Source organism: Paracoccus spongiarum (genome assembly GCF_030732095.1).
In the GTDB taxonomy this organism is placed as follows: Bacteria; Pseudomonadota; Alphaproteobacteria; order Rhodobacterales; family Rhodobacteraceae; genus Paracoccus; species Paracoccus spongiarum.
In genome coordinates this window covers 135,629-160,001 of the sequence record NZ_JAVAMQ010000006.1, presented here as the reverse complement: position 1 = coordinate 160,001, position 24,373 = coordinate 135,629, and the positions used below count along the sequence as shown (strand labels likewise).

Sequence of the window (24,373 nt, the reverse complement as noted above, 5' to 3'; positions counted from 1 at the left end):
AAGCGCGATGTTAAGTGTTTTTTTTCATTGGAGATTTTTGTAAATTACTTGACCGATTGTTGGCGCTATCTGTAAATTGTTCACAGATCCGTCAGGCGGCGCGCGGCATCGGGATCGGCGGCATGGGCAAGCCCGTGATCCAGCACCGCCCGCAGCCGCGCATGGGCGCCCACCACAACCAGCCGGATGCCGCGCCGCCGCAGCCGGTCGGCCAGCGCGGCGATCATCTGTGCGCCGGTGGTGTCGACAAAGGGCACCGCGCTGACATCAAGCATCAGCAGATGCGGGCGGGTGACGATGCGGTCGATCAGCGTCTCGATGCGCGCGACCGATCCGAAGAAGACCGGCCCGCGCAGATGCACGATCAGTTCGTCGGGATCGTCGCTGTCCCAGCCCGCGCCGGGCTCGGCGCCGCTTTCGCGCGCCATCCGGGCGATGAACACGACACCGGCCAGGGCCATGCCCAGGATGATCCCCTCGGTCAGGTCGCGCAGGATCACCGTCAGGAAGGTGACCAGCATCGTCGCCGCGTCCCCGCGGCTGATCCGCGCCAGGGCCCCGATCGCGTGCCATTCGACCATCTTCCAGGCAACCACCATCAGCAGGCCCGCCAGCGCCGCCAGCGGGATCGCCCCGGCCAGCGGGGCGGCCAGCAGCAGGAAGCCCAGCAGCAGACCCGCATGGATCATCCCCGAGGCCGGCCCGCGGCTGCCCGCCCGCACATTGGTCGCCGTCCGGGCGATGGTGCCGGTGGTGCAGAAGCCGCCGAACAGCGCGACCGCGACATTGGCGAGGCCCTGCCCCACCAGCTCGTCATCCGGCCGCATCCGGCTGCCGGCCATCTGGTCAGCAACCATCGCCGACAGCAGCGATTCGATGGCACCCAGCAGGGTAAAGCTGACCGCGAAGGGCAGCGCGGCCATCAGCAGCGCGGGATCGGTCAGCGGCGGCAGGCTTGGCATCGGCAGGCTCGCGGGCAGCGCCCCGAACCGATCCGCGACCGTCGGCGCCTCCAGCACCTGCGCCGCCAGCGTCGCCACCACGATCCCCAGCAGCAGCGAGGGCAGCCGCGGCCAAAGCCGCTGCACGCCGAGGATCGTGGCCACCGCGATCGCCGCGACCGCCAGGCTGCCGGCCGACAGCGTGCCCCGCACCGCCCACAGCGCCGCCAGCTTGTCCGGCAGCGGGCCGGGCTCGGCCGCGGCCAATTGAAGGCCCAGCAGGTCGCGCAGCTGGCTTGCCGCGATGATGACTGCGATGCCGGCCGTGAAGCCCAGGATCACGGGATAGGGAACATAGCGGATCGTGCCGCCCAGCCGCAGGGCGCCGAGGATGACCAGCATCGCGCCCGACATCATGGTGGCCAGCAGCAACCCCTCGACGCCCAGCCGGGCGACGCAGGCCGAGACCAGCACGATGAACGCGCCGGCCGGCCCGCCGATCTGGTGCCGGGTGCCACCCAGCGCGCTGACCAGAAAGCCCCCGATGATCGCCGTCACCAGCCCCCGGTCCGGGCCGACACCGCTGGCGATGGCGATGGCCAGCGACAGCGGCAGCGCGACGATCGCCACCGTCAGCCCGGCCTGCAGATCGCCGCGATGCAGGGAAAGCCCAAGAAATGCAGGACGATAGGACATCATGGTTCCAACCGGATCGCGGCCAGACTTTCCATCGCGCAGGCCCTTGTCAACCGGATGCCGGGCGGCATTCTGGGATCATGGAGAACACAGCGCCGCTTCGCCCCGCCGACGCCCATGCCCGCGAGACCGCGCGCCGGATGCTGGCCGCGATGCGGCACGCGACACTGGCGGTCATCGACCCCGGCAGCGGCCATCCGCATCTGTCGCGCATCCTCTGCCAGGCGGGGGCGGATGGCGGGCCGGTGGCGCTGCTGTCGGCGCTTGCCGCGCATAGCCGCAGTCTGGCCGCCGATCCGCGGGCGGGGCTGATGATCGACGCGCCGCAGGACAAGGGCGATCCGATGACCTGGCCGCGGCTGGCGCTGCAGGTGACGGCGCGCCCACTGCCCGACGGCGCGCCGCTTCGGGCAGGCTGGCAGGACCGCCACCCGCCGTCGCGCCTGTTCCTCGGCCTGCCGGATTTCACCTTCTGGCAGCTGGTCCCGCGATCGGGGTTCCTCAATGCGGGCTTCGGCGCGGCCTTCCACCTGGCCGCTGCGGACCTTCTGGCCCCCTGACGCAGGACGCCGCCCCGGGACCTGACCCGAGGCGGCGCGTGCCGGAAAGCAGGGTGCGGATCAGCCTATTGCGGCCGGTCCATCCGCGCATAGACGCAGACCCGCCCCTTGACCGGCTTCGACCAGTTCAGCCGGATCTGGCGATTGCTGGTGCCGACCTGCGTCTGCACCCAGGGCGCGGCATCCTGCTGGACCCCCGTGGCGTCGGTGATCGGCCCCTCGGAGACGACCGACTGCACGGATTTCGCCCAGCCCTGGAAGGGCAGCCCCTCCACAACCGGCAGCGTCCAGGTGGCCGCGTTGCTGTTCTGGACATGCTGGATCATCAGCGGGTTCGAGATGTAGTTCAGCACCCCGTTGAAGGTGTTGCCCTCGAACTGCACGTTGCGCATGTTGTTGTAATCCAGATCGGCGATCGAGGTGTCCACACGCTCGATCCGCTGGATCTGCCGGCGCACGGCCTTGAAGACGTTGCCGACCACGCTCAGCCCGTGGACGAAATGCCCGCTGCCATAGGGCTTGACGGTCAGCCAGGTGAACCACGGCACGGTGTTGCTGCACAGGCAGGTGTTGCCGATGATCGTCAGCCCGCCAAAGCTGAACTCGTCGCCGCTGAAGTCGGGATAGGCCGCGTGCTCGTTGGTCCACTCGATCGAGGCATTGTCGATGTAGTTGCCCGACACCGTCGCCTGCACATTGGGCTGCGTCAGCACCAGCCCGGCATAGCGCAACCCCTCGTCGCTGCTGTCGCCCTGGAACCAGTGGTTGCCGGTGATGATGTGGCCGCCGCCGCCCGCGACCATGAAATGCGCGAACCGCACGAAGCGGTTGTCGCGCATCTTCACGTCATTGGCATTCACGTTGATCGCCACGGTGTTGCGCTGCTGCGCGGGCAGCTGCATCTCGTTCGACAGGAACTGGCAGCGATCCACCAGCATGTCCTGGCAGCCGCGCCCGATCGAGGTGATCGCGCGATCCTTCGGCCTGGTGATATAGCAGTCGCGGATCGCGATCATCTCGCCCCTGACCGGCAGCATGATGGCGCTGGCGATGCCGTCGCAGGTCAGGTCCAGATCGGCGAGGTTCAGCCGGTCCAGCTGCTGGATCCCCGAGAAATCCAGCAGATAGCGATAGCGCTGGAAGGTATAGGCCCGCGTTCCGGCGCCGCCATGCAGGGGCTGCGACAGGCTCAGCCAGCCCTGTGCGACGTTCTTGCCGTTCACATAGACCTCGCGGCCGACGCCATTGCCGATGACCCGGCTGCCGATCTCGATGGCGGCGACGTTGGCCACATTCGTCAGCCGGTTGGGGTTGGCTGGATCATAGCTGGCCTGCCCGGTGCGGATGCCGGTCTGCCAGGCGGGACCGGCCACGGGCACGATGCTGCCATTGCAGATCACCCGGCGGTTCGAGAATTCGGTAAGGTTCGGGGCCAGCTCGTCGATCAGCAGCGGCTCGGTCAGGTCGATGCGCCGCCCGCACAGGTTCAGCGTCACATGATCGGTATAGCCGAACAGCGCCTGCAACGCCTTCTTCAGCCCCAGCGTCTCGTCGCCGAAGGCGTCTGCGTAGGTCGGATAGTCGAAGCTTTGCAGGAAGGTGATGCGGGTCGATGCCGGGGCGCTCAGCTTGCCCTTGAAGCGGATGGGGCTGTTGATGGCCAGATCGCCCGAGATGAAGAAATTGCCCGCGGGCACCAGGATATGCCCCCCATTGGCCGCCTGGTCGGCCGCCACGAAGGCGGCGCGATCGTTGGTGACGCCGTCGCCCACCGCGCCGTAGTCGCGCACATCCACCCAGTCGATCAGCGAGGGCACGAAGGCCGCGCTGACATCCTCGATGCGGATCGACTCGATGCGGATCGCGCCGCCATTCGCGCCGATCAGATCAAGGCCGAAATGCCCGAAGACCGGCTGCGTGCCCCAGCCCATGTCCACGCCGGCGCGTGCCCCCACGCCGACGATGGCGCTGACCTCGACGACCTCGCCATAGGTGGTCAGCGGCACCGAGGCGCCAGATTCGACCAGTCCCGAAACATGGTTGCGCGCCCCGTCACCGGCCCAGCCGGCGATGCGAAGGCTGCACAGCGCGCCCGCCACGGCCTTCACGCGCGCCGACACGCGCAGATAGACGCCGGGGATCATCGGCGTCTCGCCCATGAAGCGGATGCTGGTGGTGGTCTGCTGCTTCAGGATCTCGAGGCAGGCGCCGAAGTCCTGATCGGCAGGGACGATGCCGGCATTGTCGGCGGTGGCCCAGGTCGGACTGCCCTGCGTCCCGTTGCCGCGCGACCAGGCACGGAGACCCGCGCGGAACGCGGGCGGCATCAGCAAGAGGCCGTTGGTGATCGCTATGTTCATGTCCTATCTCCCAAAGGCGGAACGGAAAACGGGCCGGATGACGGCTCCGCGTGGTTCCAAAGGAAATAGTTGATCAGGCGTTAACAGCCGGTATGACCACCGTGCGGCGGAAGGCCCGTTTCGGCAACCCCGGGCCCGCCGATCCCGGCCTTGCGCCCTGCCCTCAGCGCCGCCGTCACTGCGTCGCTACAAGCTGTCCGGCCAGCGCGCGGTCGATCAGCGCGCGGGTTTCGTCGATGCCGTAAAGCGCGATGAAGCCGCCAAAGCGCGGTCCCTGATCGGCGCCCAGCAGCACCTGATACAGCGCCGCGAACCAGTCGCGCAACGGCTCGAACCCATGTTCGCGGCCCACTGCAAAGACCATGCTTTGCAGCGTTTCGGGATCGGCGGGCTGATCCCATGCGGCCAGCCGGGCCGACAGGTCAGCCAGTGCGGCGCGCTCGATTCCGCTCGGTGCGCGGAACGTGCGGCCCGGCGCGACGAAATCGCGGAAATAGCGCAGCGCGTGGCCTGCCGCCGCATCGAGGCCCGGATGGGTTTCGGGGCTGGCCTCGGGGGCATAGCGCCGGATGAAGCCCCAAAGCCCCTCCTTGCCGGTGTCGCCCGCGACCGAGGCCAGGTTCAGCAGCATCTGGAACGGCACCACCATGTCCGAGGCGGGAACCTGCCCGCCATGGATGTGGAACACCGGGTTGGCGGCCTGCTGGTCCGGCGTCTGGTCGGGATAGGCGCGCAGCTGCTGGTGGTATTCGTCGACCGCCTTCGGGATCACGTCGAAATACATCCGCTTGGCGGTCTTGGGCTTCTGATACATGAAATAGGACAGGCTTTCGCTGGCCGCATAGGTCAGCCACTCGTCGATCGACAGCCCGTTGCCCTTGGACTTGCTGATCTTCTGGCCGTTCTGGTCCAGGAACAGCTCATAGGTGAAATGCTCGGGCTTGCGCCCGCCCAGGATCTCGCAGATCGCGTCGTAGATCGGCGTGTTGGTGCTGTGATCCTTGCCATACATCTCGAAATCGACATCCAGCGCGGCCCAGCGCGCTCCGAAATCGGGCTTCCACTGCAGCTTCACATTGCCGCCGGTGACCGGCAGGGTCATCTCTTCGCCGTCCTCGTCGAAGGTGATCGTGCCGGCCTTCGCATCGACATGGGTGATGGGCACATACAGCACCCGGCCGGTCCGGGGGCTGATCGGCAGGAAGCAGGAATAGGTCTGCTGGCGTTCCTCGCGCAGGCTGGCCAGCATCACCTCCATGATCGCGTCATAGCGTTCGGCGGCGCGCAGCAGCACCCCGTCGAACTGGCCCGAGCGATAGAATTCGGTCGCGCTGACGAATTCGTAGTCGAAGCCGAAGGTGTCGAGGAACCGGCGCAGCATCGCGTTGTTGTGATCGCCGAAGCTGGCGAATTCCCCGAACGGATCGGGCACGGCCGTCAGCGGCAGTTGCAGGTGACGGGCCAGCATCTCCTGCTGGGGCACGTTCTCGGGCACCTTGCGCATCCCGTCCATGTCATCGGAAAAGCAGATCAGCCGGGTCGGGATGTCGCTGATCATCTCGAAGGCGCGGCGGATCATGGTGGTCCGCGCGACCTCGCCGAAGGTGCCGATATGGGGCAGCCCCGAGGGGCCGTAGCCCGTCTCGAACAGCACATGGCCCTTTACGGGGTCTTTGCCGGCATAGCGTTTCAGCACCCGACGCGCCTCTTCGAACGGCCAGGCCTTCGATGTCATCGCGGCGTCGCGCAGGGTGGTCATCGCATCTTCTCCTGTTGCAAGGCTACGACGCCTTATTGAAAGCCCGTGGCTTGGTCAATAATTTGCACCCATCCTCAGGAGACGACACCATGACCACGGAACTTCCTTCCCTTTCGCCCTGCGATGCGCTGGTGGCCGTGATGGTCGCGGTTTCGGCCTCGGACCAGACGATGCGGACCTCGGAACTGGTCGCGATCCAGCGCATGGTCGATCATGCGCCGGTCTTCGCCGCCTATGACGACGACCGCATCCGCGCCGTCAGCCAGACGGTCATCTCGCTGTTCGAGCATGAGGACGGCGTCGATGCGCTGTTCGGCCTGATCCGCGACGCGCTGCCCGAAAAACTGTACGAGACGGCCTATGCGCTGGCCTGCGACGTGGGCGCGGCCGACGGGCGGCTTTACGAGGGAGAGATCGTGATGCTGGCCGAGATCCGCGACCAGCTGACCATCTCGCGCCTGCATGCCGCCGCCATCGAACTGTCAGCGCAGGTCCGCCACCGGGTCCTGTAGGAAACGGGCGTTCCAGCCCGCCAGAAGCTGCGCCTGCAACGCCTTGGCATCGCGCGTCCAGCTCAGCACGCCCTCGGGCAGTTCGGCGCCGCTTGTGGCCTGATGCCGCGCCTCGTCGGCGCACAGGATCGCGAAGCCTGCGCGGCGGCCGGTCGCACCGCTGATCTGACCCGCAAGGTTCGACACGAAGTTCAGCGTTCCGGTCTTTGCTGCCACCGTGAAACCCGGCGCCTTGTCGGCCTGATCCAGCGGGTCGGTCTTCAGCAGCGACCGCAGGTCGTCGGCGCCCTCTGCCCGCACCAGGGCCCGCGCCAGCCCCCCGGCCGTCACCCGGCTGTCGCGGGCCAGCCCGGAATGGTCCCGCAGCACGAAGCCACCGCCCAGGCCCTGCTGCTGCAACCACCGGCCCATCGCCGCGGCCGAGGCCGTCAGGCTGGCCGCGCCGCTGGCCGCAAGCCCGATGGCCTCGGCGGTCAGATTGGTCGAGAACAGCAGCATGTCACGCAGCAGATCGGCCAGCGGCGCACTGTCCAGCGACGCGATTTCGGGGCCGGCGGGCAACTCGGCGATCACCTCGGGCGCGGGCAGCACAAGACCGCGCGCGCGACACAGCGTCTGGAACACGTCGCCGGCATACAGCGCCGGCCGGCGCACCGGCAGCCAGCGGCCGCCCGGCCCCCGCAGCGCCGATCGCGCGATCGACCACTGCTCGCGCATGCCATCATAACGGTGGCGAAAGGGTTCGAACTGTTCGCGCGCGGTCGCCTCGATCGTGTAGGCGCGCGGCGACAGGCTGCGCGCCCGCGCCTCCAGCGACATCCTGATTGCGCCCTGGTCGTGCCGCCAGCCCAGATGAACCCGGTTGAAGTTCAGGATCATCCCCGACAGGGCCGGATTGTAGGCAAGGTGATCGTCCTGTTCCGGCGCGATCTCGTCCAGATGCGGCAGCGCGCCGGCCCAGACCGCAAAGCGCGCGGCCGCGGCCGGTCTTGTGGCGACAAGCTGATCGGCCAGCCGCGCCAGCGCGTCGGTATCGAGGACCGGATCGCCACCGCCCGCCAGAACCAGCATGTCGCCAGCCCGCAGCACGCGCGTCCGGAACCGGTGCCGCGGCCCCAGACGCGACAGGGCATAAAGCGCGGTCAGCGCCTTCATCGTGCTGGCGGGCGGCATCTGCAGCGCAGCATTGCCGCGATCCAGCAGGTCGCCGGTATCCGGATCGACAAGCGCATGGGCGACGCGGCCCGACAGCCCGGCCCGCGCGATCTGCCGCCCCGCATCGGGCAGCGGCCGCGGCGGTGGCCGTCCGGGCACCGGGGTTTGCCCGATCCCGGCCGGCGCGATCGCCAGCGCGGCCATGCCGGCGGCGCCTGCCAGGACGGCGCGGCGGTCCAGCGCCATCATCGGCGCGCGCCTTCGGCCACGCCGGATCGTGCGGCGCGGATGGCCGAGGACGAGTGCGATTTCATCGGCAGGTTGATCAGCACCCAGGCGGGGGGACGGCGCCGCGCAAGGCTGCCGGCCTGATCCTGCGGCAGCCGCCACCGCCGCAGGATCTGCGCGGCAACCGCGTTGCGGGCCGGAATGCGCGTGCCGGGCCGTGCCAGAACGCCGATCGGCACCATCGCCGCGATCTCGCGCCAGCGGTCCCACAGGTGGAACTGGCACAGATTGTCCGAGCCCATCAGCCAGACGAACCGCACCCCCGGATAGTGCCGGGTCAAGGCCGCGATGGTGTCGGCGGTCAGCCGCGTGCCCAGCCGCATCTCGACATCCGTGACGATGACCGCCGGATCGTCCAGCAGCCGCCGCGCGGTCGCCATGCGTTCGGCCAGGGGCGCCGGCCCATGCGCCTTCAGGGGATTGCCCGGCGAGACCAGCCACCAGACCCGGTCCAGACAGAACCGCCGCCGCGCGGTTTCGGTGATGTGCACATGTCCCTCATGGGCGGGATCGAAGGATCCGCCCAGAAGCCCGATCCGCATGCCCGGTCGCGCAAGGGGAAAGCCGCGTGTCATGTCATCGACCTAGAACATCGCGCAGGACATGCCAACAGAGCACGGCCCACAGCCCTGCCCCCGCCCGCGGCAGGCAGCCATTCTCGCCTCGTCATGCCGATCCACTGCCGCCCCCGGGGGGGCCGGGCGCGGTCGGCGTCGCGCGGCACAGGATCGCCGCAGCACGGCGGCGGGGCGGGCCGGTGTCAGCGCATCGCCTAGCCCGGATCGCCCGAAGGCCCGGTCAGGATCGTCACCCGTCCCTTGCCCGCGCGCTTCGACCGGTAAAGCGCGCCGTCGGCATCGGCCAGCATGCGCGCCACCGGGGCATCGCGGTAATTGCGCGACAGCACGATGCCGAGGCTGGCCGAGACGGCGCAACTGTCCGTCTCATCCGCCAGCGCGGCCTCGATCCCGGTGATGATCCGGCGCGCCAGCCTGTGCAGGATCGCCTCATCCTCCAGCCCTTGCAGCAACAGAACGAACTCGTCCCCGCCGACACGGGCGGCGGTGTCGTCACTGCGCGTCACCTCGCGCAGGACCTGCGCGACATGGCACAGAACCGCGTCGCCCGCCGCATGGCCCAAGCGGTCGTTGACCTGCTTGAAGTCGTCGAGGTCCAGATGCGCCAGAGCGAATTCGGGCTTTGCCAGGCCGCGACCGCGCAGCGTCGGCTCGCGCCGCGCCGCCGCCAGCGCCAGTTCCAGGCCGCGCCGGTTGCAGAGCCCGGTCAGCGGATCGGTATGGGCCTGGATCTCGGCCGCCTCGCGCGCGGCCTCGAGTTGGCTGTTGAAATGAGACAGCTCGCCCAGAACGCCCCCCACCGCCTCGCGCATGAACAGCAGTTCCATCGCCAGTTCGGGCGGCGCGAAATCGCGATCGGTCAGCCCCGCGAAGCCGACCGCATCGGTCAGCCCGATCCCGAAGCCGAGGTTCATCAGGACCAGGTCGTCGCTGGCCGGCACCGCATGGCCGCGCAGGTTGAGGCCGGGCGGCTGCCGCATCCGCAGGAACAGCCTTTCGGCCCGATCCGCCGCCGACAGGATCGCCGGAACCAGCGGCCCCGTGCTGCCGGGCCTGCCATTCTCGAAGGCGGCATCGATGTATTGCAGACCCGGCGCCACCACCTTGCGCAGCGTCGGCCCGACCGAGCGGATCACACCCTCGCGGGTCATCAGCAGGTGCATCGGCAGCAGCCCGTCCGCCGCCGCGCGATCCAGCCCGATCAAGGCGCCGGTCACCAGGCTCATCGCAGCTCCGTCCGCAGGCAGGCCTGGCCAAGCCGGAATTCGCGCCCCTCGGCGAAGGCGTGGTCCGAGATATGCACGTCGATCTCGCAGCCCTCGACCACGATCAGTCCGAGGGCGCCGTAATCATCCGCCATCGCCCGCAGCAGCCCGCCGAGGATGGCGGTCCAGCCCTGCGCCGCGCCGGCCAGGATCAGCCGGATGGTGCCGTCGCCGTCGCGCGCCACCTCGATGCGCGGCATGTCGAGATCGGGAATGACATAGCGCGTCCGGCCCGGCAGTTCCTCGAGGCTGAGGACGAAATCGCCGAAATCGCGGCCCGAGAAGCGCAGAAGCCTGCGAATCGCCTCGCACCGCGCCAGCCAGGCGCCCAGATCCTCGAACAGTTCCTCGGCCGGCTTCTCGAGAATGATGGCGGCCGAGGTGATCAGCGCCTCGCCATGCGCGATTCGTCCCGGAGAGCCGGGCTGCCCGCCCCCCGGTTCCGGCGGCGCGATCGGGCGCGCGCCTTCGGCGGTCGCCACGTCGCGCCACAGCGCCTCTCCGTAGGTATCGCGCAGGAATTCCTCGACCGCGCGGATGACAAGCCTGTGCATGGATCACCTCTGTTGCGGCAAGGCTATCGCGCAAAGGTGAAGAAATCGGAAACCGCGCAGGGCGCCACGCGAAGAGGTAGGTGCGCCCTCAGTCGGCCTCCCAGCCGAAGCTGCCCGGGCCTGCCAGCGCGGTGCGCGCGGTCAGCAGATCCTGCGGGCGCAGTCCCAGATGCCCCGCCGCTTCGATGACACGCGAATCATCCTCCAGAAGGAAATCCAGCGCATGCACGGCCAGGTCCTCGCCCTGCGCCATGTTTCGCAGATCCTCGGGCCGCAGGCCGGTCGCGCCCATGAAGGCGGCAGCCTGGTCAGGCCGCTCGATCAGGTAGATGAGGGCCGCCATGGCCATGTCGCGCGCTTGCGCAAGGGAAAATCTCATCGGCGCACACTCCTTTGGATCGGCGGGAATCAGCCGGTCCTACCTGTCTGGAAACCCTTTGTTAAGCATTTGCTGAAAGGGTTCACGGGGAACGGTGCAGAGCAAGAAACGGGACCGAGATGACCGCACGCATCCTGGTGGCAGATGGGGTGGCGACGACGCGCATCACGTTGAAGGTGCGCCTGGCCGCTGCCTGCTATGACGTGCTGACGGCCTCGACGCCCGATCAGCTGATGGCGCAGGCGCGCAGTCACCGGCCCGACCTGATCCTGCTGGGCGGCGGCTTTGCGGGCCGTGAATCGGTCCAGATCTGCCGCGCGCTGGTGGAGGATCGCGACTGCGCGGCGATCCCCGTGCTAATGCTGGCCGACAGCCAGACCCGGCTGGACGCGCTGCGCGCCGGGGCCTCGGCGGTGCTTGATCCGGCCGTTGACGAACAGATGCTGGCCGCGCGGATCCGGGGGCTGTTGCGCGATGCAGGCAGCGGGCTCGAACCGCAGCGATCGATGGCCGAGGCGGCCGTCAGCTTCACCCCCGCCCCAAGCGCCATCGAGATTGCGCTGGTGGCCGACAGCGCCGCGCGGGCCTTGCGCTGGAGGCACCTGCTGCAGCGGCGCCTGCCGCATCGCTTCTCGATCCGCAGCCCGGAAGAGGCGCTTGGCGCCGCGGCCTCGGGCCGGGCGGCCGATCTCTACCTGATCGCGGCGGATATCGGGGCGCGGGGCGAGGGGCTGCGGCTGCTGTCGGAACTGCGCTCGCGCAGCGGGTCGCGCGACGCGGCCTTCGTGGTGGCAACCGAGGCCGACCGGGTCGAGTTGTCGGCCGTCGCGCTGGATCTGGGGGCGGGCGAGGTGGTGCCCATCGATCTCGGCGGCGGCGCCGGGGTCGAGATCGTGGCGCTGGCGCTGCAGACGCAGTTGTCGCGCAAGGAACAGGGCGATCGCCGCCGCGCCGAGGCACAGCGCAACATGATCTGGGCCATGACCGATCCCCTCACCGGCCTTTACAACCGCCGCTATGCCCTGCCCCGTCTGACCGAGATCGCGCGCGACGCGCTGCGCGACGGCCACAGTTTTGCGGTGCTGGCGCTGGATCTTGACCGCTTCAAGCGCATCAACGACCGCCACGGCCATGCGGCAGGCGACGCCGTGCTGCGCGAGGTGGCACGCCGGCTGGAACAGATCACGGGCAAGGACGGCATCACCGCCCGGCTTGGCGGCGAAGAATTCCTGTCGGTCCTGCCGGACGCCTGCGACAGCCGCGCCTATCGTCGCGCCGAGGAGATCCGCCGCGCCATCGAGACGACGCCGATCGACCTGCCGGACCTGTCGGGCGGCGGCCACATCACCGTGACGCTGTCCGTCGGCGTGGCGATCGGCCGGTCCTTCGGCATGGCGATGCCGCCTGACCGCCTTGCCGAACTGTCGCTGGAACGCGCGGACCGGGCCCTGCTGCTGGCCAAGTCGATGGGGCGCAACCGCGTCATGCTGGCCCAGGCCGAGCGCGCCGCCTGATCGCCCCGGGGCGGCGATCCGCCGCGCCACCCTGCCCTTCCGGGGCTGGCGAAAGCCGGCCCGGGTCGCTAGGATGCCGGCCACGCGCCAGCCGAAGGAGTTCGCGATGTCCCGATTAGACCAGGCCGCCGGCCCGGCGGTCACGGCGATGCCCAGCCGCGCTGCCCAGCAGCAGGCCGAACGGCCGACCGGACAGGCAATGCTGCGCGGGATGCGCGGCCAATGCCCCTCCTGCGGCAGCGGCCGGCTGTTTCGCGGCTATCTGACGGTGCGCGACCGCTGCCCCTCCTGCGACGAGGCCCTGCATCACCAGCGCGCGGATGACGGGCCCGCCTATCTGACGATCCTTCTGGTGTCGCATCTGGGGGCGCCGCTGCTGCTGGCCTGCTACATCGCGTGGCGGCCGACCGCCATGACGATGATCCTGTGCTTCGGGCTGGGCGCGATCGTGCTGTCGCTGCTGCTGCTGCCGCGCATCAAGGGCGCGATGGTCGGCCTGCAATGGGCGCGCCGGATGCATGGCTTCGGCATCGAGCCCGACCCCGCGACCACATGAGCCACGCGCCGGGCGAGCCGCCGATCCGCGACGCGGCGACGATGATGCTGCTGCGGCGCAGCGCCGCGGGTGCCTCGATCCTGATGGGAATGCGCGGCGCCACTGCTGCCTTCATGCCCTCGAAATACGTCTTCCCGGGCGGCGCCGTGGATGCCGAGGACGCCGGCGCGATGCTGGCGCGCGGCATCGGCGAGCCGCACCGCCGCCGCCTGATGGCCGAGCCGCGCAACGGCCAGCCTGCCGACCCCGACGCCATCGCCGCGGCCGCGCTGCGCGAACTGGCCGAGGAGACCGGCTTGCTGATCGGCACCGCGGACGGGCCGCACAGCGGCTGGCCGGGCTATGCCGAGACCGGCATCAGCCCCGACGCGGGCACACTGGTCTATCTGTTCCGAGCGATCACGCCGCCCGGACGACCACGCCGCTTCGACGCGCATTTCCTTGTCGCCGACGCTGCGGCCATCGCCGGCGATCCCGACGATTTCGGGCGGGCCTGCGACGAGCTGTCGCATCTGCACTGGGTGCCGCTGGCCGAGGCGCGGGCGCTGAACCTGCCCTTCATCACCGAGGTGGTTCTGGCCGAACTTGCCGAACTGGTCCATGCGGTGCCCCATCATGCGGATCTGCCGCTGCCCGACACCGTGCCGTTCTTCGACAATCGCGGCCCTGCGCCGCGCTTTGCCCAGATCGCCTGATCAGCGTCCGCTGAACCGGGGCTTGCGCTTCTGCAGGAAGGCGCTGACCCCTTCGTGGAAATCGGCGCTGCGACCGGCCTCGCCCTGCAGCCGCGCCTCCAGCGCCAGCTGGGACGCCAGATCATTGTCGAAGGCGCCCGCGACGGCCTGGCGGACCCGCAGATAGGCGCCGGTCGGCCCCTGCGCCAGCTGTCGCGCCCGGGCCAGCACGCCCTCGGCGAAGGACTCATCGGGCAGCGCCTGCCAGATCATGCCCCACTCCTCGGCCTGCCGCGCCGACACCGGCTCGGCGAACAGCATCATGCCCATCGCCCGCGCCGCCCCGACCGCGCGCGGGATCGCCCAAGTGCCGCCCGCATCCGGGATCAGGCCGATCCGCGTGAAGGCCTGGATAAAGCTGGCGCTCTCGGCGGCGATGACCACATCCGCAACCAGTGCCAGGTTCGCCCCGGCACCCGCCGCCACGCCGTTCACCGCGGCGATGACCGGGGCGGGGCAATCGCGGATCGCCTGCAACATCGGCTCGTATTCATCGCGCAGCACGGCCTGAAGATCGGTGCCGGACGCCGCGTCCTTCAGGTCCTGCCCCGAACAGAACGCCCGGCCCGATCCGGTCATGACCACGCAGCGGACCCCATTTGGCAGCGTCGTCAGCGCCTGCGTGATCTCGGCCCTCATCCGGGCGTTCAGCGCGTTCATGCTGTCGGGACGGTTCAGGATCAGCGTGGCGATGGCGTCGCTGACGGCGAAGGTGATGGTCTCGAAGCTCATGGCGATCCCCCTGTTGCGGGGCATCATGCCGAATTCGTCGCGCGGCGAAAGTCCGACCCGGCGTCACTCGTCGCGCATGATCTCGTCGAGGCGGGCGCGTTCGGCCTCGCTCAGCGCGGTGACCGGGGGGGCTGCGCCGGCCCGCGCGCCGAGAAAGCGCCAGGCAATCAGCAGCGCGATCAGCGCCATCGCCGGCCCGGCCAGCCACAGCAGCAGGTTGCCGCCGCGGGCCCGCGGCTCGAACAGCACGAATTCGCCGAAGCGATCCACGACCGCGTCCACCACCTCGTCATTGCCATCGCCCGCCTCCAGCCGCTCGCGGACGTAAAGCCGAAGGTCGCGGCTGATCGGCGCGTTGGATTCGTCGATGTTCTCGCCCTGGCAGACCGGGCAGCGCAGCTTCTTGGAAATCTCGCGCGCCCGCGATTCCAGCAACGGATCGGCCAACACCTCGTCGGGCTGCACCGCCGGCACCGCCGACGGCAGCATCAGCAGCAGCGCAAGGATCGCGGCAGCCCGCCTCATTCCGCCGGCACCGCCGAGGCCCGCCGCCGGCCGGCGCCGGCCGCCACGCGATAGCGCCGGTCGGTCAGGCTGACGACCCCGCCAAGCGCCATCAGGATCGACCCGGCCCAGATCCAGTTCGCGAAGGGCTTGACGTAGGACCGGACCGCCCAGCCGCCATCGGGCTGGGCGTCGCCGATCACCAGGTAGATGTCGCGGAAGAAACCGTTGTCGATCGCCGCCTCGGTCGTCGGCATCGCTTGCACCGGGTAGACACGCTTTTCGGGGCTAAGCGTTGTCACCGCGCGCCCCCCGCGCGCCACGTCCAGCCGGGCCATGGTCGAGACATAGTTCGGCCCCTGCACCTCGTCCACCGCGCGCAGGGTGATCTGGTAGCCCGCGACCTCGAAGGGCTGGTCGATCCGGGCCACGCGAATATCCTCGGTCTGCCAGGCGGTCAGCAGGCCGACCCCGATGAAGGTGACGCCCAGCCCGGCATGGGCAATAGCCTTGCCCCAGTCGGCCCGTGGCAGCCGCACGAGCCGCCCCAAGCCCGACGACCCGGTGCGCGAGATCAGATCGGCCACCGATCCGGCGATCAGCCAGGCCCCGAGCCCCGCCCCGATCACCGCGATGGCCGACCGGCCCGTCGAGACGGCAAAGACCAGCAACGCCACGGCGAGGGCAAAGACCAGCGCGCCCCGCAACGGTCGCAGGACGCGCGTCAGCGTCGCCCGTTTCCACGGCATGATCGCGCCAAGCGGCAGCACCAGCGCCAGCACGATCATGAAGGGTGTGAAGGCCTTGTTGAAGAACGGCTCGCCCACCGACAGCTTGCGGTCCCACAGCATCTCGGCCAGCAGGGGCCACATCGTGCCCACGAAGACCACGAAGGCCGAGACCGCCAGAAGCACGTTGTTCAGCACCAGCGCGCCTTCGCGCGACACCGGCGAGAACACGCCCCGCGCCGTCATCGCCCCCGCCCGCGCGGCATACAGCGTCAGCGCCCCGCCCACGAAGACCGCAAGGATGCCAAGGATGAACACCCCGCGCGCCGGATCGCTGGCGAAGCTGTGGACCGAGGTGATGACGCCCGAGCGCACGATGAAGGTGCCGATCATCGAGAAGCCGAAGGCCATGATCGCCAGCAGCACCGTCCAGCTTTTCAGCGCCTCGCGCTTTTCGACCACGATGGCCGAGTGCAGCAGCGCCGCGGCCAGCAGCCAGGGCATGAAGCTGGCATTCTCGACCGGGTCCCAGAACCAGAACCCGCCCCAGCCCAGCTCGTAATAGGCCCACCACGACCCCAGGGCGATGCCGATGGTCAGGAACATCCAAGCGGCCAGCGTCCAGGGCCTGACCCAGCGCGCCCAGGCCGCATCGACGCGGCCCTCGATCAGCGCGGCGACGGCAAAGCTGAAGGTCATCGAAAGCCCGACATAGCCCAGATACAGGAAGGGCGGGTGGAAGGCCAATCCGGGGTCCTGCAGCAGCGGGTTCAGGTCGCGACCGTCGAAGGGCGGATTCGCCAGCCGCAGGAAGGGGTTCGAGGTGAAGATGATGAAGGCGTAGAATGCCGCCCCGATCGCCGCCTGCACCGCCAGCACCCGGGCCCGCAGGCTGGGCGGCAGGTTGTCGCCAAAGGCCGCCGCCGCCGCGCCGAACAGCGCCAGGATCAGCACCCAAAGCAGCATCGAGCCCTCGTGATTGCCCCACACGCCGGTGATCTTGTAAAGCAGCGGCTTGGCCGTGTGCGAGTTCTCGTAGACCAGCTTCAGCGAGAAATCCGAGGTCACGAAGGCATGGGTCAGCGCCGCGAATGACAACCCGGTCAGCAGGAACTGCGCCAGCGCCGCGGGCCGGGCGCTGTCCATCCAGCCGGTCAGCCCCCGCGACGCACCGACGAGCGGCACGGTCATCTGGTAAAGAGATACCGTAAAGGCAAGGATCAGGGCGAAATGCCCAAGCTCGGCGATCATCAGCGGCGCTCCTCCGTTGCGGCCAGCATAGGCGCAGGAAAAATGGGGGGAAAGTCCCCCCATCCGCTGACAGCATCAGTTTTGCGTGCGACCTATTCGCGCAAGCCCGTCACCCAGTCGCGCAGCGCGGCATTGTCGGCGAAATCATCGTCGGGCTGGGCGCGTTGCTCCGTCGGCGCCGCGGACGCCGCAGCGGCATCGGATGCACCGCCGGCGGACTTGCGTGCCGGCCAGACGCGGCCGCGGAAATAATGCGCCTCGCGCGCGCCGAAATAGAAGCCGACGATGGCACCCAGCAACCACCACAGCGGCTCGGGAACCTGCTGCAAGCCTTCCATGCGCAGCCCGAAGCCGTCCGGCTCGACCATCGCATAGACGAACAGTCCCATGGTCCCCAAGGCGAGAAGGGGACGGGGAAGCCTGTTCAGGCCGTTGATGAAGCTGTCGAAAAATCCGGCTCGCGCGATCTGGAATTCCTGGCCCAGCTGGGTGATCGCGCGGGCATAGGCTTCTTCCTCAAGCTCCATCTTGCGGGTCGCGTTCTGGGTGAAGACCTCGGCCATGCCCGTGGCGGCGCTGCCCAGGGCGGTGACGCCCTGACCAAGCCCGATGAAGCGGTCGATCATGCCCATTTTGCAGTCCTTTCGCGATGCTCGGCCTCGGTCAGGTGATAGCGCGGCGCGATGAATTCCTCGGCGCGGGTGATCCAGCCGCCCTTGCCGCCCGACTTGCTGCGCGCATATTTGCGGCTGGCAGGGCGCTGATCGGCCAGCGCGTAGTAATAATTGCGCCGCGCGATCCCGTAAGCATCGGCCAGATGCGCCGGCGCCGCCTCGGCAGCCCCGGCCACCGCGGCGATGGTGCGCGGGCCGATGACGCCATCGGCGGCGGCGGCAAAGCCCATCCGCGAGACCAGCTTCTGAAGGATCTTCACGGCATTGGTGCCGGCGTTCACATACATGTCGAAAACGCTTGCCTGCACCGGCTGCGGCAGCTCCGACAGGCGCGGCCGGCGGAAGTAGTGCTCGACGAAGATCTGTTCGGCCTGGGCGCGGGTCAGCGCCTTCACATCGGCCGCGTCCACGCGGCCGTCGCGGGTCAGGTCCAGACCCAGCGTGCGCATGGTGCCGATCGTGACCCCGAAATTCGTGGCCCCGCCGGGATCGTCGGGATCGTTCACATAGCCGCCCTCGCGGGCGACGATCTGCTTGGCTATTTCTGCGACGCTTGGCATGGCGGTCCCCTCGTGCCTGCCGCCCGGAACGGCGGATGGCCAAGGGTGCTGGCGCCCGGTTAACCTTCTGTTAACCCGCCGTGCGTTGCCCGGGATCGGCGCCTGCGGTCAGGAATTCGGATCCTGATAGACGCCGCTTTCCTTCAGCGTGTCGATCACCTCGCGGGGCATGTAGGTCTCGTCATGCTTGGCCAGCAGGTCGCGCGCCTCGAAGCGGCCTTCGCGGAAATACCCCTTGGCGATGGTGCCCTGCCCTTCGCTGAACAGGTCCGGCCGGGGGTCGCCCCCGACATAGCTGACCGGGATCTCGGCCACGCCGTCGGTGATGACGAAATCGAACGCCACCCCGTCACGCGCCACGATCGAGCCTTCCTTCACCAGCCCGCCAAGCTGGAAATATTCGTCCGGGTCGGGTGCCGCCGCGCTGACCTGCGTCGGAGAGCGATAGAGGTTTATGCCGTCGCGAAACCCGTAGCCGATCAGCCCGGCGGCGATCAGAAGCGCCGCGGCTGCGGCAAGAAGCACCTGCATACGGCGTCGTTTCTTCAGGGATCTCAGCCCGGCCATCGCCTCACCTCATGCCGCCTCGAAGCGGATCGACCGGCGCAGGAACTGCGTGGCCTTGCCCGACACACGCACCGGATCGCCCGTGGTCAGGAATTTCGACTCCGTTCCCCTGCCGAGGAATTCGGGTCGCCGTTCAAGATAGTCCGCAAGGCTTTCCGCGACCAGCCCCGCCTGGCTGTAAACCTGCACCTTGCTGCCCAGGGCACGCTGGAACGCGGTCTCGACCAGAGGATAATGGGTGCAGCCGAGGATCGCGGCCTCGGGATGCGGCATCCGCCGCAACAGCGCCTCGACATGGCTGGTCACCAGTGCCTCGGCCAGGATTTCGTCTCCCATTTCAATGGCATCGACGACGCCGCCGCAGGGCTGCGCCTCGACATCGACGCCCACCGCGCGAAACGCCAGTTCGCGCTGGAAGGCGCGGCTGGCGACGGTCGCGGGGGTGGCGAACAGCGCCACCTGGTTGATCGCGACCCGCCGGGGCGGCGAATTGTCGCCCCATTGCCGTTCGGTCAGCGCCTCGATCATCGGCACGAAGACGCCCAGCACGCGCTTGTCGGCCGGCAGCCATTTTTCCTGGATGCGGCGCAGCGCGGCGGCGCTGGCGGTGTTGCAGGCCAGGATCACGAGGTCGCAGCCCTCGGCCCACAGCCGCTCGACCGCCGCACAGGTCAGGTCGAAGATGTCGTCGGCGGTCCGGACGCCATAGGGCGCATGCGCATTGTCGCCCAGATAGACCAGCGGCAGGTCGGGCAGCCGGGCCGCGATGGCCTGATGCACGGTCAGGCCACCAAGTCCCGAATCGAAAACGCCCACCGCCATCATGCCGCTCCCTCTGCCGCGAAACGTCCTTCTAGGACGCCGCGCGGCATTTGGGAATGGCCCTGATCGCCCCGGCTCAGGCCGCTTTGGTCCGGCGGGCGGGGCCGCCGTCGCGGATCTGCGCCAGGATCTCGGCCCGGCGCCGCGCGGCAGACTCGGCGGCCTTCTGCTTGACCGGGCCATAGCCGCGCACGCCCAGCGGCAGTTCGGCCAGCTCGATTGCCAGCGGCATGGTGGCGTCCGTGACGCCCGCCATTACCTCGCGCATGTCGGCCTCGTATTCGCGGATCATCGCGCGTTCATGCCGACGCTCGGCCGAATAGCCGAACGGGTCCAGCGGCGTGCCGCGCAACCCCTTGAGGCCGGCCAGGACCTTGAACGCCCGCAGCATCCAGGGCCCGAATTCGCGCTTTCTCGGACGGCCGTTCGCGTCCGTGCCCGGCAGCATCGGCGGGGCCAGATGCAGCGACAGTCTCGGCTCGCCCTCCCAGATCTCGGCGACCTGCGCAGCGGTGGTCAGGTGCAGCCGCGCCACTTCGTATTCATCCTTGTAGGCCAGAAGCTTGTAATAGCCCTTCGCGACGCTTTCGCGCATCGGCGCCGGCGCCTGATCGACCAGCTTGCGGAACCGCGCCGCCAGACGCCTGCCCTGATAGCCCACCAGCCTCTCGGCCCGATAGGCAACCGGATCGGCGGGCAACGTCGCGACCTCGGCGGGCCGGGCGGCCTCGTCGGGATGGACCATCGCCCAACGGCCGATCTCGAAGGCGCGCTGGTTCTCGGCGACCTTGGCACCGTTCAGGCGGATCGCCTCCATGATCGCGTCATGCGACAGCGGCAGCAGGCCGCGCTGCCAGCAGGCGCCCAGCACCAGCATGTTCGAATAGATCGAATCGCCCAGCATCCGCAGCGCGAGGTCATTGGCATCGAAGAAGGCCAGCCGGTCGCCGAGGCGCGCCTGCAAGGACAGCTTCAAGCGGTCGGACGGCACCTGGAAGTCGCGGAAGCGGGTGAAGTCGCCCGTGATGATCTCGTGATCGTTCACCACCGCGCCGGTGCGGCCTGCGGTCATCAGGCCGACCGTCTTGGCGCCGCCCGTGACGACCAGATCGCCGCCGATGACGCAATCGGCCTCGCCCGTTGCGACGCGGATGGCGCTGATGTCCTCGGGGCGGTCGGCAAGCCGCAGGTGGATGTGAACAGCGCCGCCCTTCTGGGCCAGGCCCGCCATTTCCATCATGCCCGCGCCCTTGCCGTCGATATGGGCTGCCTGGGCCAGCACCGCGCCGATGGTCACGACGCCGGTGCCGCCGACCCCGGTGATGACCACGTTATGGGTGCCGCTGATGGCCGGCAGGTCTGGCGCCGGCAGGTCGGGGATGTCGAAGGTCTCTGCCCTGGGCTTGCGCAGCTTGCCGCCCCTGACGCTGACAAAGCTGGGGCAGAAGCCGTTGACGCAGCTGTAATCCTTGTTGCAGCTGGACTGGTCGATCTGCCGCTTGCGGCCCAGTTCGGTGTCCAGCGGCACGATCGACACGCAGTTCGACTGCACCGAACAGTCGCCGCAGCCTTCGCAGACTTCGGGGTTGATCCAGATGCGACGGTCAGGATCGGGAAACTGGCCCTTCTTGCGGCGGCGGCGCTTTTCCGCGGCGCAGGTCTGGATGTAGAGGATCGCGCTGACGCCCTCGACGCCCTCCATCTCGCGCTGGACGGCCATCATCTCGGCGCGTTCCTCGAAGCGCAGGCCCTTGGGGAACTGGTCGCGGGCGACATCCTCCTTCTCGTCATAGACCACGACGACCGGCTTGACGCCCATCGCCACCAGTTCCTGCGCGATCTGCGGCGCGCTCAGCCCGCCCTCGTTGGGCTGGCCGCCGGTCATCGCCACCGCGTCGTTGAACAGGATCTTGTAGGTGATGTTGGTGCCCGCCGCCAATGCGGCGCGGATCGCAAGTGTGCCGGAATGATTGTAGGTTCCGTCGCCAAGGTTCTGAAAGACATGCTTTCTTGTGCTGAACGGGGCCTCGCCGACCCAGTTTACGCCCTCGCCGCCCATATGGGTGAAGCCGGTCGTCTCGCGGCCCATCCACTGCACCATGTAGTGGCAACCGATGCCGGCATAGGCGCGGCTGCCCTCGGGCAGGCGGGTCGAGCTGTTGTGCGGGCAGCCCGAACAGAACCACGGCGTGCGGGTCGCGATCTCGGGGGCGTTGTCGTTGCGGCGCACCTCGGTCAGGCGGTCCAGCCCGGCGCGGATGTGTTCGGTGCCGCGCCCCTCCTCGATCAGGATGTTGCCGATCTTCTGCGCGATCATCACCGGGTCCAGCGCATAGCGGGTCGGGAACAGTTCCTCGCCGGTGCGGTCATGCTTCCAGCCATGCACGCGGCGGCCATGGCGGTTGTCGAAGATCGCCTCTTTCAGCTGCACCTCGATCAGCTTGCGCTTTTCCTCGACGCAGACGATAAGTTCAAGGTTTTCAGACCATTCCTGGAAGGATTTCATATCCAGCGGCCAAGTCTGCCCGACCTTGTAGGTGGTCAGGCCCAAACGCTCGGCCTCGGCCTCGTCGATGCCCAGCAGCGACAGCGCATGCACCAGGTCCAGCCAGTTCTTGCCGGCCGCGACGAAGCCGATCTTGGCGCCGGGCTTGCCCCAGATCTTGCGGTCGATGCGATTGGCGCGGCTGAAAGCCTCGGCGGCCCAGCGCTTGTAGTCGATCATCCGGGCTTCCTGCGCCACCGGCGTATCGCCGAGGCGGATGTTCAACCCGCCCTCGGGCATGGTGAAATCGGGCAGCACGAACCGCATCCGGTGCGGATCGCCGTCCACCACCGCGGTCGCCTCGACCGTGTCCTTCATCGTCTTCAGCCCGGTCCAGACCCCGGCAAAGCGCGACAGGGCAAAGCCGTAAAGCCCGTAGTCGAGGATCTCCTGCACCCCGGCCGGCGAAAGCACCGGGATATAGGCGTCGATCATCGCCCAGTCCGACTGGTGCAGCACGGTCGAGCTTTCGCCGGTGTGGTCGTCGCCCATCGCCATGACCACCCCGCCATGGCGGGACGATCCGGCCATGTTGGCGTGGCGCATCACGTCGCCGGTGCGGTCGACGCCCGGCCCCTTGCCGTACCACAGCGCGAAGACCCCGTCATGCTTGCCCTCGCCGCGCAGTTCGGCCTGCTGGCTGCCCCAGATCGCGGTCGCCGCAAGATCCTCGTTCAGGCCCGGCTGGAACAGCACGTTCGCCTCGGCAAGCCGCTTGCCCTCGCGCATCATCTGCAGATCGACGCCCCCAAGCGGGCTGCCGCGATAGCCGGTGACGAAGCCCGCCGTATCGAGCCCCGCGGCTTTGTCGCGTGCCGCCTGCATGAGCATCAGCCGCACCAGCGCCTGCGTGCCGTTCAACAAGACGTGTGCCTTCGACAGATCAAAGCGGTCGGCCAGCGAGAATTCCTGCTTGCTCATCCGATGTCTCCTCCCATGCGTGATGGCGTGGCCCCCATTATAGGTCAGAAATATTGACCGATAAAGCCCGAATTCCGTTCTTGACGCCGCGGCGACCGACAGGCAGGGGATTGGCAGCAATGCAAAAAACACATGCCTGATGGCGCAGGAATGTAACAGCTATGGACTGGGACAAGCTCAGAATATTTCACGCGGTCGCGGATGCGGGCAGCCTGACCCATGCCGGCGACACGCTGCACCTGTCGCAATCGGCGGTCAGCCGGCAGATCCGCGCACTCGAGGAGTCGCTGGGAACAACCCTCTTTCACCGTCATGCGCGGGGGCTGATTCTCACCGAACAGGGCGAATTGCTGTTCGATGCCACCTCGTCGATGGCGCGCAAGCTGGATTCGGCCTCGGCGCGGATCCGCGACAGCGAGGAAAACGTGCTGGGCGAGCTGAAGGTCACCACGACCGTCGGCTTCGGCACGCTGTGGCTGGCCCCGCGGCTGGCCAAGCTTTACGAGACCTATCCCGATCTGAAGATCGACCTGCTGCTGGAAGAGCGTGTGCTGGACCTGCCCATGCGCGAGGCCGATGTCGCCATCCGCATGAAGGAACCCAGCCAGTCCGACCTGATCCGCCGTCGGCTGTTGAACATCCGCATGCGGCTTTACGCCTCTCAGGCCTACCTGGATCATGCCGGCGCACCGGCCACCATCGCCGATCTCGCCAGCCACCGGATCATCTGCCAGAAGGCCGACCAGCCGCAGGTCGCCGCCGGGGCGCGGCTGGTGCAGGATGTCATGGCGCAGAACATCACCTCGACCCTGACGGTGAACAACTATTTCGGCGTGCTGCAGGGCGTGCTGGCGAATGTCGGGATCGGCGTGCTGCCGGACTACCTGACCGCCGACCATCCGCGGCTGGTGCGGGTGCTGCCCGATACCGAATCGGGCGAGGTCCCGGTGTTCCTCGCCTATCCCGAGGAATTGCGGCAGACGCGCCGCGTGGCGGTGTTCCGCGATTTTGTCTTGGAAGAGATCCAGGCCTATCGCCGCCGGCAAAGCGAAGGCGCGCTGCCCTGATCGCGTAAGCGGACGGATTCATTTGCGCATATTTTTCGGATTCAGATGATTCGGCCGTTGCAGGACAACTGTTGCGTGTAGCTATTCAGCAACTGCATGCCGGCTATGCTGCACGCGCAGCATCATAAGGCTTGATCCGTTAACATTCTGC

General features: G+C 68.3%; 22 protein-coding genes. 6 read left to right on the top strand and 16 right to left on the bottom strand.

What is annotated here, in order from left to right; translation table 11 throughout:
* Positions 1-80: 80 nt before the first annotated feature.
* Positions 81-1,637, bottom strand: a complete 1,557-nt coding sequence (locus Q5Y72_RS08910; RefSeq protein WP_305963063.1) for a SulP family inorganic anion transporter — start codon at positions 1,635-1,637, stop codon at positions 81-83.
* Between the two features lie 80 nt (positions 1,638-1,717).
* Between Q5Y72_RS08910 and Q5Y72_RS08905 the strand changes: the two genes are divergently transcribed.
* Positions 1,718-2,197 carry a pyridoxamine 5'-phosphate oxidase family protein gene (locus tag Q5Y72_RS08905; protein ID WP_305963062.1) on the top strand — a complete coding sequence of 160 codons (480 nt, stop codon included), beginning with the start codon at positions 1,718-1,720 and terminating at the stop codon, positions 2,195-2,197.
* Between the two features lie 65 nt (positions 2,198-2,262).
* Here Q5Y72_RS08905 and Q5Y72_RS08900 read toward each other — a convergent pair whose 3' ends face one another.
* Together Q5Y72_RS08900 and Q5Y72_RS08895 are read right to left on the bottom strand one after the other, a co-directional pair.
* Positions 2,263-4,557, bottom strand: coding sequence for a glycosyl hydrolase family 28-related protein (locus Q5Y72_RS08900; RefSeq protein WP_305963061.1), 2,295 nt, complete (start codon positions 4,555-4,557; stop codon positions 2,263-2,265).
* 175 nt (positions 4,558-4,732) lie between these two features.
* Entirely contained in the window at positions 4,733-6,316 is a 1,584-nt protein-coding gene (locus Q5Y72_RS08895) for a lysine--tRNA ligase (protein ID WP_305963060.1), read from the bottom strand.
* Between the two features lie 89 nt (positions 6,317-6,405).
* Between Q5Y72_RS08895 and Q5Y72_RS08890 the strand changes: the two genes are divergently transcribed.
* Entirely contained in the window at positions 6,406-6,828 is a 423-nt protein-coding gene (locus Q5Y72_RS08890; RefSeq protein ID WP_305963059.1) for a tellurite resistance TerB family protein, read from the top strand.
* Here Q5Y72_RS08890 and Q5Y72_RS08885 read toward each other — a convergent pair.
* From Q5Y72_RS08885 to Q5Y72_RS08865, 5 genes are all read right to left on the bottom strand, one after another.
* A complete protein-coding gene (locus Q5Y72_RS08885) occupies positions 6,799-8,232 on the bottom strand; it encodes a D-alanyl-D-alanine carboxypeptidase (RefSeq protein ID WP_305963058.1) in 1,434 nt (477 codons plus the stop codon). The two genes, Q5Y72_RS08890 and Q5Y72_RS08885, sit on opposite strands and share 30 nt — an antisense overlap.
* On the bottom strand, positions 8,229-8,846 hold the full coding sequence (locus Q5Y72_RS08880) for a nicotinate-nucleotide adenylyltransferase (protein WP_305963057.1): 618 nt from the start codon (positions 8,844-8,846) through the stop codon (positions 8,229-8,231). The genes Q5Y72_RS08885 and Q5Y72_RS08880 overlap by 4 nt, the downstream gene beginning before the upstream one ends.
* A 197-nt stretch (positions 8,847-9,043) precedes the next feature.
* Positions 9,044-10,075 (bottom strand): GGDEF domain-containing protein, encoded by a 1,032-nt coding sequence (locus Q5Y72_RS08875; protein WP_305963056.1) that lies wholly within the window; start codon positions 10,073-10,075, stop codon positions 9,044-9,046.
* Positions 10,072-10,668 (bottom strand): heme NO-binding domain-containing protein, encoded by a 597-nt coding sequence (locus tag Q5Y72_RS08870; protein ID WP_305963055.1) that lies wholly within the window; start codon positions 10,666-10,668, stop codon positions 10,072-10,074. Before Q5Y72_RS08870 ends, Q5Y72_RS08875 begins: the two co-directional genes overlap by 4 nt.
* An 88-nt stretch (positions 10,669-10,756) precedes the next feature.
* Positions 10,757-11,047, bottom strand: a complete 291-nt coding sequence (locus Q5Y72_RS08865; RefSeq protein ID WP_305963054.1) for a DUF3572 family protein — start codon at positions 11,045-11,047, stop codon at positions 10,757-10,759.
* A 119-nt stretch (positions 11,048-11,166) separates the two neighbouring features.
* Here Q5Y72_RS08865 and Q5Y72_RS08860 point away from each other — a divergent pair, with 119 nt between their 5' ends.
* From Q5Y72_RS08860 to Q5Y72_RS08850, 3 genes are all read left to right on the top strand, one after another.
* A complete protein-coding gene (locus Q5Y72_RS08860) occupies positions 11,167-12,561 on the top strand; it encodes a diguanylate cyclase (protein WP_305963053.1) in 1,395 nt (464 codons plus the stop codon).
* A 148-nt stretch (positions 12,562-12,709) separates the two neighbouring features.
* Positions 12,710-13,117 carry a DUF983 domain-containing protein gene (locus Q5Y72_RS08855; protein ID WP_305963102.1) on the top strand — a complete coding sequence of 136 codons (408 nt, stop codon included), beginning with the start codon at positions 12,710-12,712 and terminating at the stop codon, positions 13,115-13,117.
* Entirely contained in the window at positions 13,114-13,812 is a 699-nt protein-coding gene (locus tag Q5Y72_RS08850) for an NUDIX hydrolase (protein WP_305963052.1), read from the top strand. Before Q5Y72_RS08855 ends, Q5Y72_RS08850 begins: the two co-directional genes overlap by 4 nt.
* Here the strand turns inward: Q5Y72_RS08850 and Q5Y72_RS08845 are convergent, their stop codons facing one another.
* The 8 genes from Q5Y72_RS08845 to Q5Y72_RS08810 form a co-directional block, all read right to left on the bottom strand.
* Positions 13,813-14,583: an enoyl-CoA hydratase-related protein gene (locus Q5Y72_RS08845; RefSeq protein WP_305963051.1), complete on the bottom strand. Its 771-nt coding sequence runs from the start codon at positions 14,581-14,583 to the stop codon at positions 13,813-13,815.
* 63 nt (positions 14,584-14,646) lie between these two features.
* Positions 14,647-15,108 (bottom strand): cytochrome c-type biogenesis protein, encoded by a 462-nt coding sequence (locus Q5Y72_RS08840; protein ID WP_305963050.1) that lies wholly within the window; start codon positions 15,106-15,108, stop codon positions 14,647-14,649.
* Entirely contained in the window at positions 15,105-17,066 is a 1,962-nt protein-coding gene (locus Q5Y72_RS08835) for a heme lyase CcmF/NrfE family subunit (protein ID WP_305963049.1), read from the bottom strand. The genes Q5Y72_RS08840 and Q5Y72_RS08835 overlap by 4 nt, the downstream gene beginning before the upstream one ends.
* A gap of 92 nt (positions 17,067-17,158) precedes the next feature.
* Entirely contained in the window at positions 17,159-17,698 is a 540-nt protein-coding gene (locus Q5Y72_RS08830; protein WP_305963048.1) for a holin family protein, read from the bottom strand.
* Positions 17,689-18,300: a holin-associated N-acetylmuramidase gene (locus Q5Y72_RS08825; protein ID WP_305963047.1), complete on the bottom strand. Its 612-nt coding sequence runs from the start codon at positions 18,298-18,300 to the stop codon at positions 17,689-17,691. The genes Q5Y72_RS08830 and Q5Y72_RS08825 overlap by 10 nt, the downstream gene beginning before the upstream one ends.
* A gap of 108 nt (positions 18,301-18,408) precedes the next feature.
* Positions 18,409-18,858, bottom strand: coding sequence for a cytochrome c maturation protein CcmE (gene ccmE / locus Q5Y72_RS08820; protein WP_305963101.1), 450 nt, complete (start codon positions 18,856-18,858; stop codon positions 18,409-18,411).
* Positions 18,859-18,876: 18 nt separating this feature from the next.
* Positions 18,877-19,689, bottom strand: a complete 813-nt coding sequence (locus Q5Y72_RS08815) for a glutamate racemase (protein ID WP_305963046.1) — start codon at positions 19,687-19,689, stop codon at positions 18,877-18,879.
* Positions 19,690-19,765: 76 nt separating this feature from the next.
* Complete coding sequence (locus tag Q5Y72_RS08810) at positions 19,766-23,155, bottom strand: indolepyruvate ferredoxin oxidoreductase family protein (protein ID WP_305963045.1); 3,390 nt, start codon at positions 23,153-23,155, stop codon at positions 19,766-19,768.
* A 161-nt stretch (positions 23,156-23,316) separates the two neighbouring features.
* On the opposite strand from Q5Y72_RS08810, the gene Q5Y72_RS08805 reads away from it, so the two are divergent.
* Positions 23,317-24,222, top strand: a complete 906-nt coding sequence (locus Q5Y72_RS08805) for a LysR family transcriptional regulator (RefSeq protein WP_305963044.1) — start codon at positions 23,317-23,319, stop codon at positions 24,220-24,222.
* Positions 24,223-24,373: the final 151 nt, after the last annotated feature.

What these genes read in the sequence shown, in the direction of transcription:
- Q5Y72_RS08825 (WP_305963047.1), bottom strand. Translation starts at nt 18,300, where the DNA reads ATGCCAAGCGTCGCAGAAATAGCCAAGCAGATCGTCGCCCGCGAGGGC.
- Q5Y72_RS08910 (WP_305963063.1), bottom strand. Translation starts at nt 1,637, where the DNA reads ATGTCCTATCGTCCTGCATTTCTTGGGCTTTCCCTGCATCGCGGCGAT.
- Q5Y72_RS08890 (WP_305963059.1), top strand. Translation starts at nt 6,406, where the DNA reads ATGACCACGGAACTTCCTTCCCTTTCGCCCTGCGATGCGCTGGTGGCC.
- Q5Y72_RS08860 (WP_305963053.1), top strand. Translation starts at nt 11,167, where the DNA reads ATGACCGCACGCATCCTGGTGGCAGATGGGGTGGCGACGACGCGCATC.
- Q5Y72_RS08865 (WP_305963054.1), bottom strand. Translation starts at nt 11,047, where the DNA reads ATGAGATTTTCCCTTGCGCAAGCGCGCGACATGGCCATGGCGGCCCTC.
- Q5Y72_RS08895 (WP_305963060.1), bottom strand. Translation starts at nt 6,316, where the DNA reads ATGACCACCCTGCGCGACGCCGCGATGACATCGAAGGCCTGGCCGTTC.
- Q5Y72_RS08835 (WP_305963049.1), bottom strand. Translation starts at nt 17,066, where the DNA reads ATGATCGCCGAGCTTGGGCATTTCGCCCTGATCCTTGCCTTTACGGTA.
- Q5Y72_RS08900 (WP_305963061.1), bottom strand. Translation starts at nt 4,557, where the DNA reads ATGAACATAGCGATCACCAACGGCCTCTTGCTGATGCCGCCCGCGTTC.
- Q5Y72_RS08830 (WP_305963048.1), bottom strand. Translation starts at nt 17,698, where the DNA reads ATGGGCATGATCGACCGCTTCATCGGGCTTGGTCAGGGCGTCACCGCC.
- Q5Y72_RS08880 (WP_305963057.1), bottom strand. Translation starts at nt 8,846, where the DNA reads ATGACACGCGGCTTTCCCCTTGCGCGACCGGGCATGCGGATCGGGCTT.
- Q5Y72_RS08855 (WP_305963102.1), top strand. Translation starts at nt 12,710, where the DNA reads ATGCCCAGCCGCGCTGCCCAGCAGCAGGCCGAACGGCCGACCGGACAG.
- Q5Y72_RS08805 (WP_305963044.1), top strand. Translation starts at nt 23,317, where the DNA reads ATGGACTGGGACAAGCTCAGAATATTTCACGCGGTCGCGGATGCGGGC.
- Q5Y72_RS08885 (WP_305963058.1), bottom strand. Translation starts at nt 8,232, where the DNA reads ATGATGGCGCTGGACCGCCGCGCCGTCCTGGCAGGCGCCGCCGGCATG.
- Q5Y72_RS08845 (WP_305963051.1), bottom strand. Translation starts at nt 14,583, where the DNA reads ATGAGCTTCGAGACCATCACCTTCGCCGTCAGCGACGCCATCGCCACG.
- Q5Y72_RS08905 (WP_305963062.1), top strand. Translation starts at nt 1,718, where the DNA reads ATGGAGAACACAGCGCCGCTTCGCCCCGCCGACGCCCATGCCCGCGAG.
- Q5Y72_RS08850 (WP_305963052.1), top strand. Translation starts at nt 13,114, where the DNA reads ATGAGCCACGCGCCGGGCGAGCCGCCGATCCGCGACGCGGCGACGATG.
- Q5Y72_RS08870 (WP_305963055.1), bottom strand. Translation starts at nt 10,668, where the DNA reads ATGCACAGGCTTGTCATCCGCGCGGTCGAGGAATTCCTGCGCGATACC.
- Q5Y72_RS08810 (WP_305963045.1), bottom strand. Translation starts at nt 23,155, where the DNA reads ATGAGCAAGCAGGAATTCTCGCTGGCCGACCGCTTTGATCTGTCGAAG.
- Q5Y72_RS08875 (WP_305963056.1), bottom strand. Translation starts at nt 10,075, where the DNA reads ATGAGCCTGGTGACCGGCGCCTTGATCGGGCTGGATCGCGCGGCGGCG.
- Q5Y72_RS08815 (WP_305963046.1), bottom strand. Translation starts at nt 19,689, where the DNA reads ATGGCGGTGGGCGTTTTCGATTCGGGACTTGGTGGCCTGACCGTGCAT.
- Q5Y72_RS08840 (WP_305963050.1), bottom strand. Translation starts at nt 15,108, where the DNA reads ATGAGGCGGGCTGCCGCGATCCTTGCGCTGCTGCTGATGCTGCCGTCG.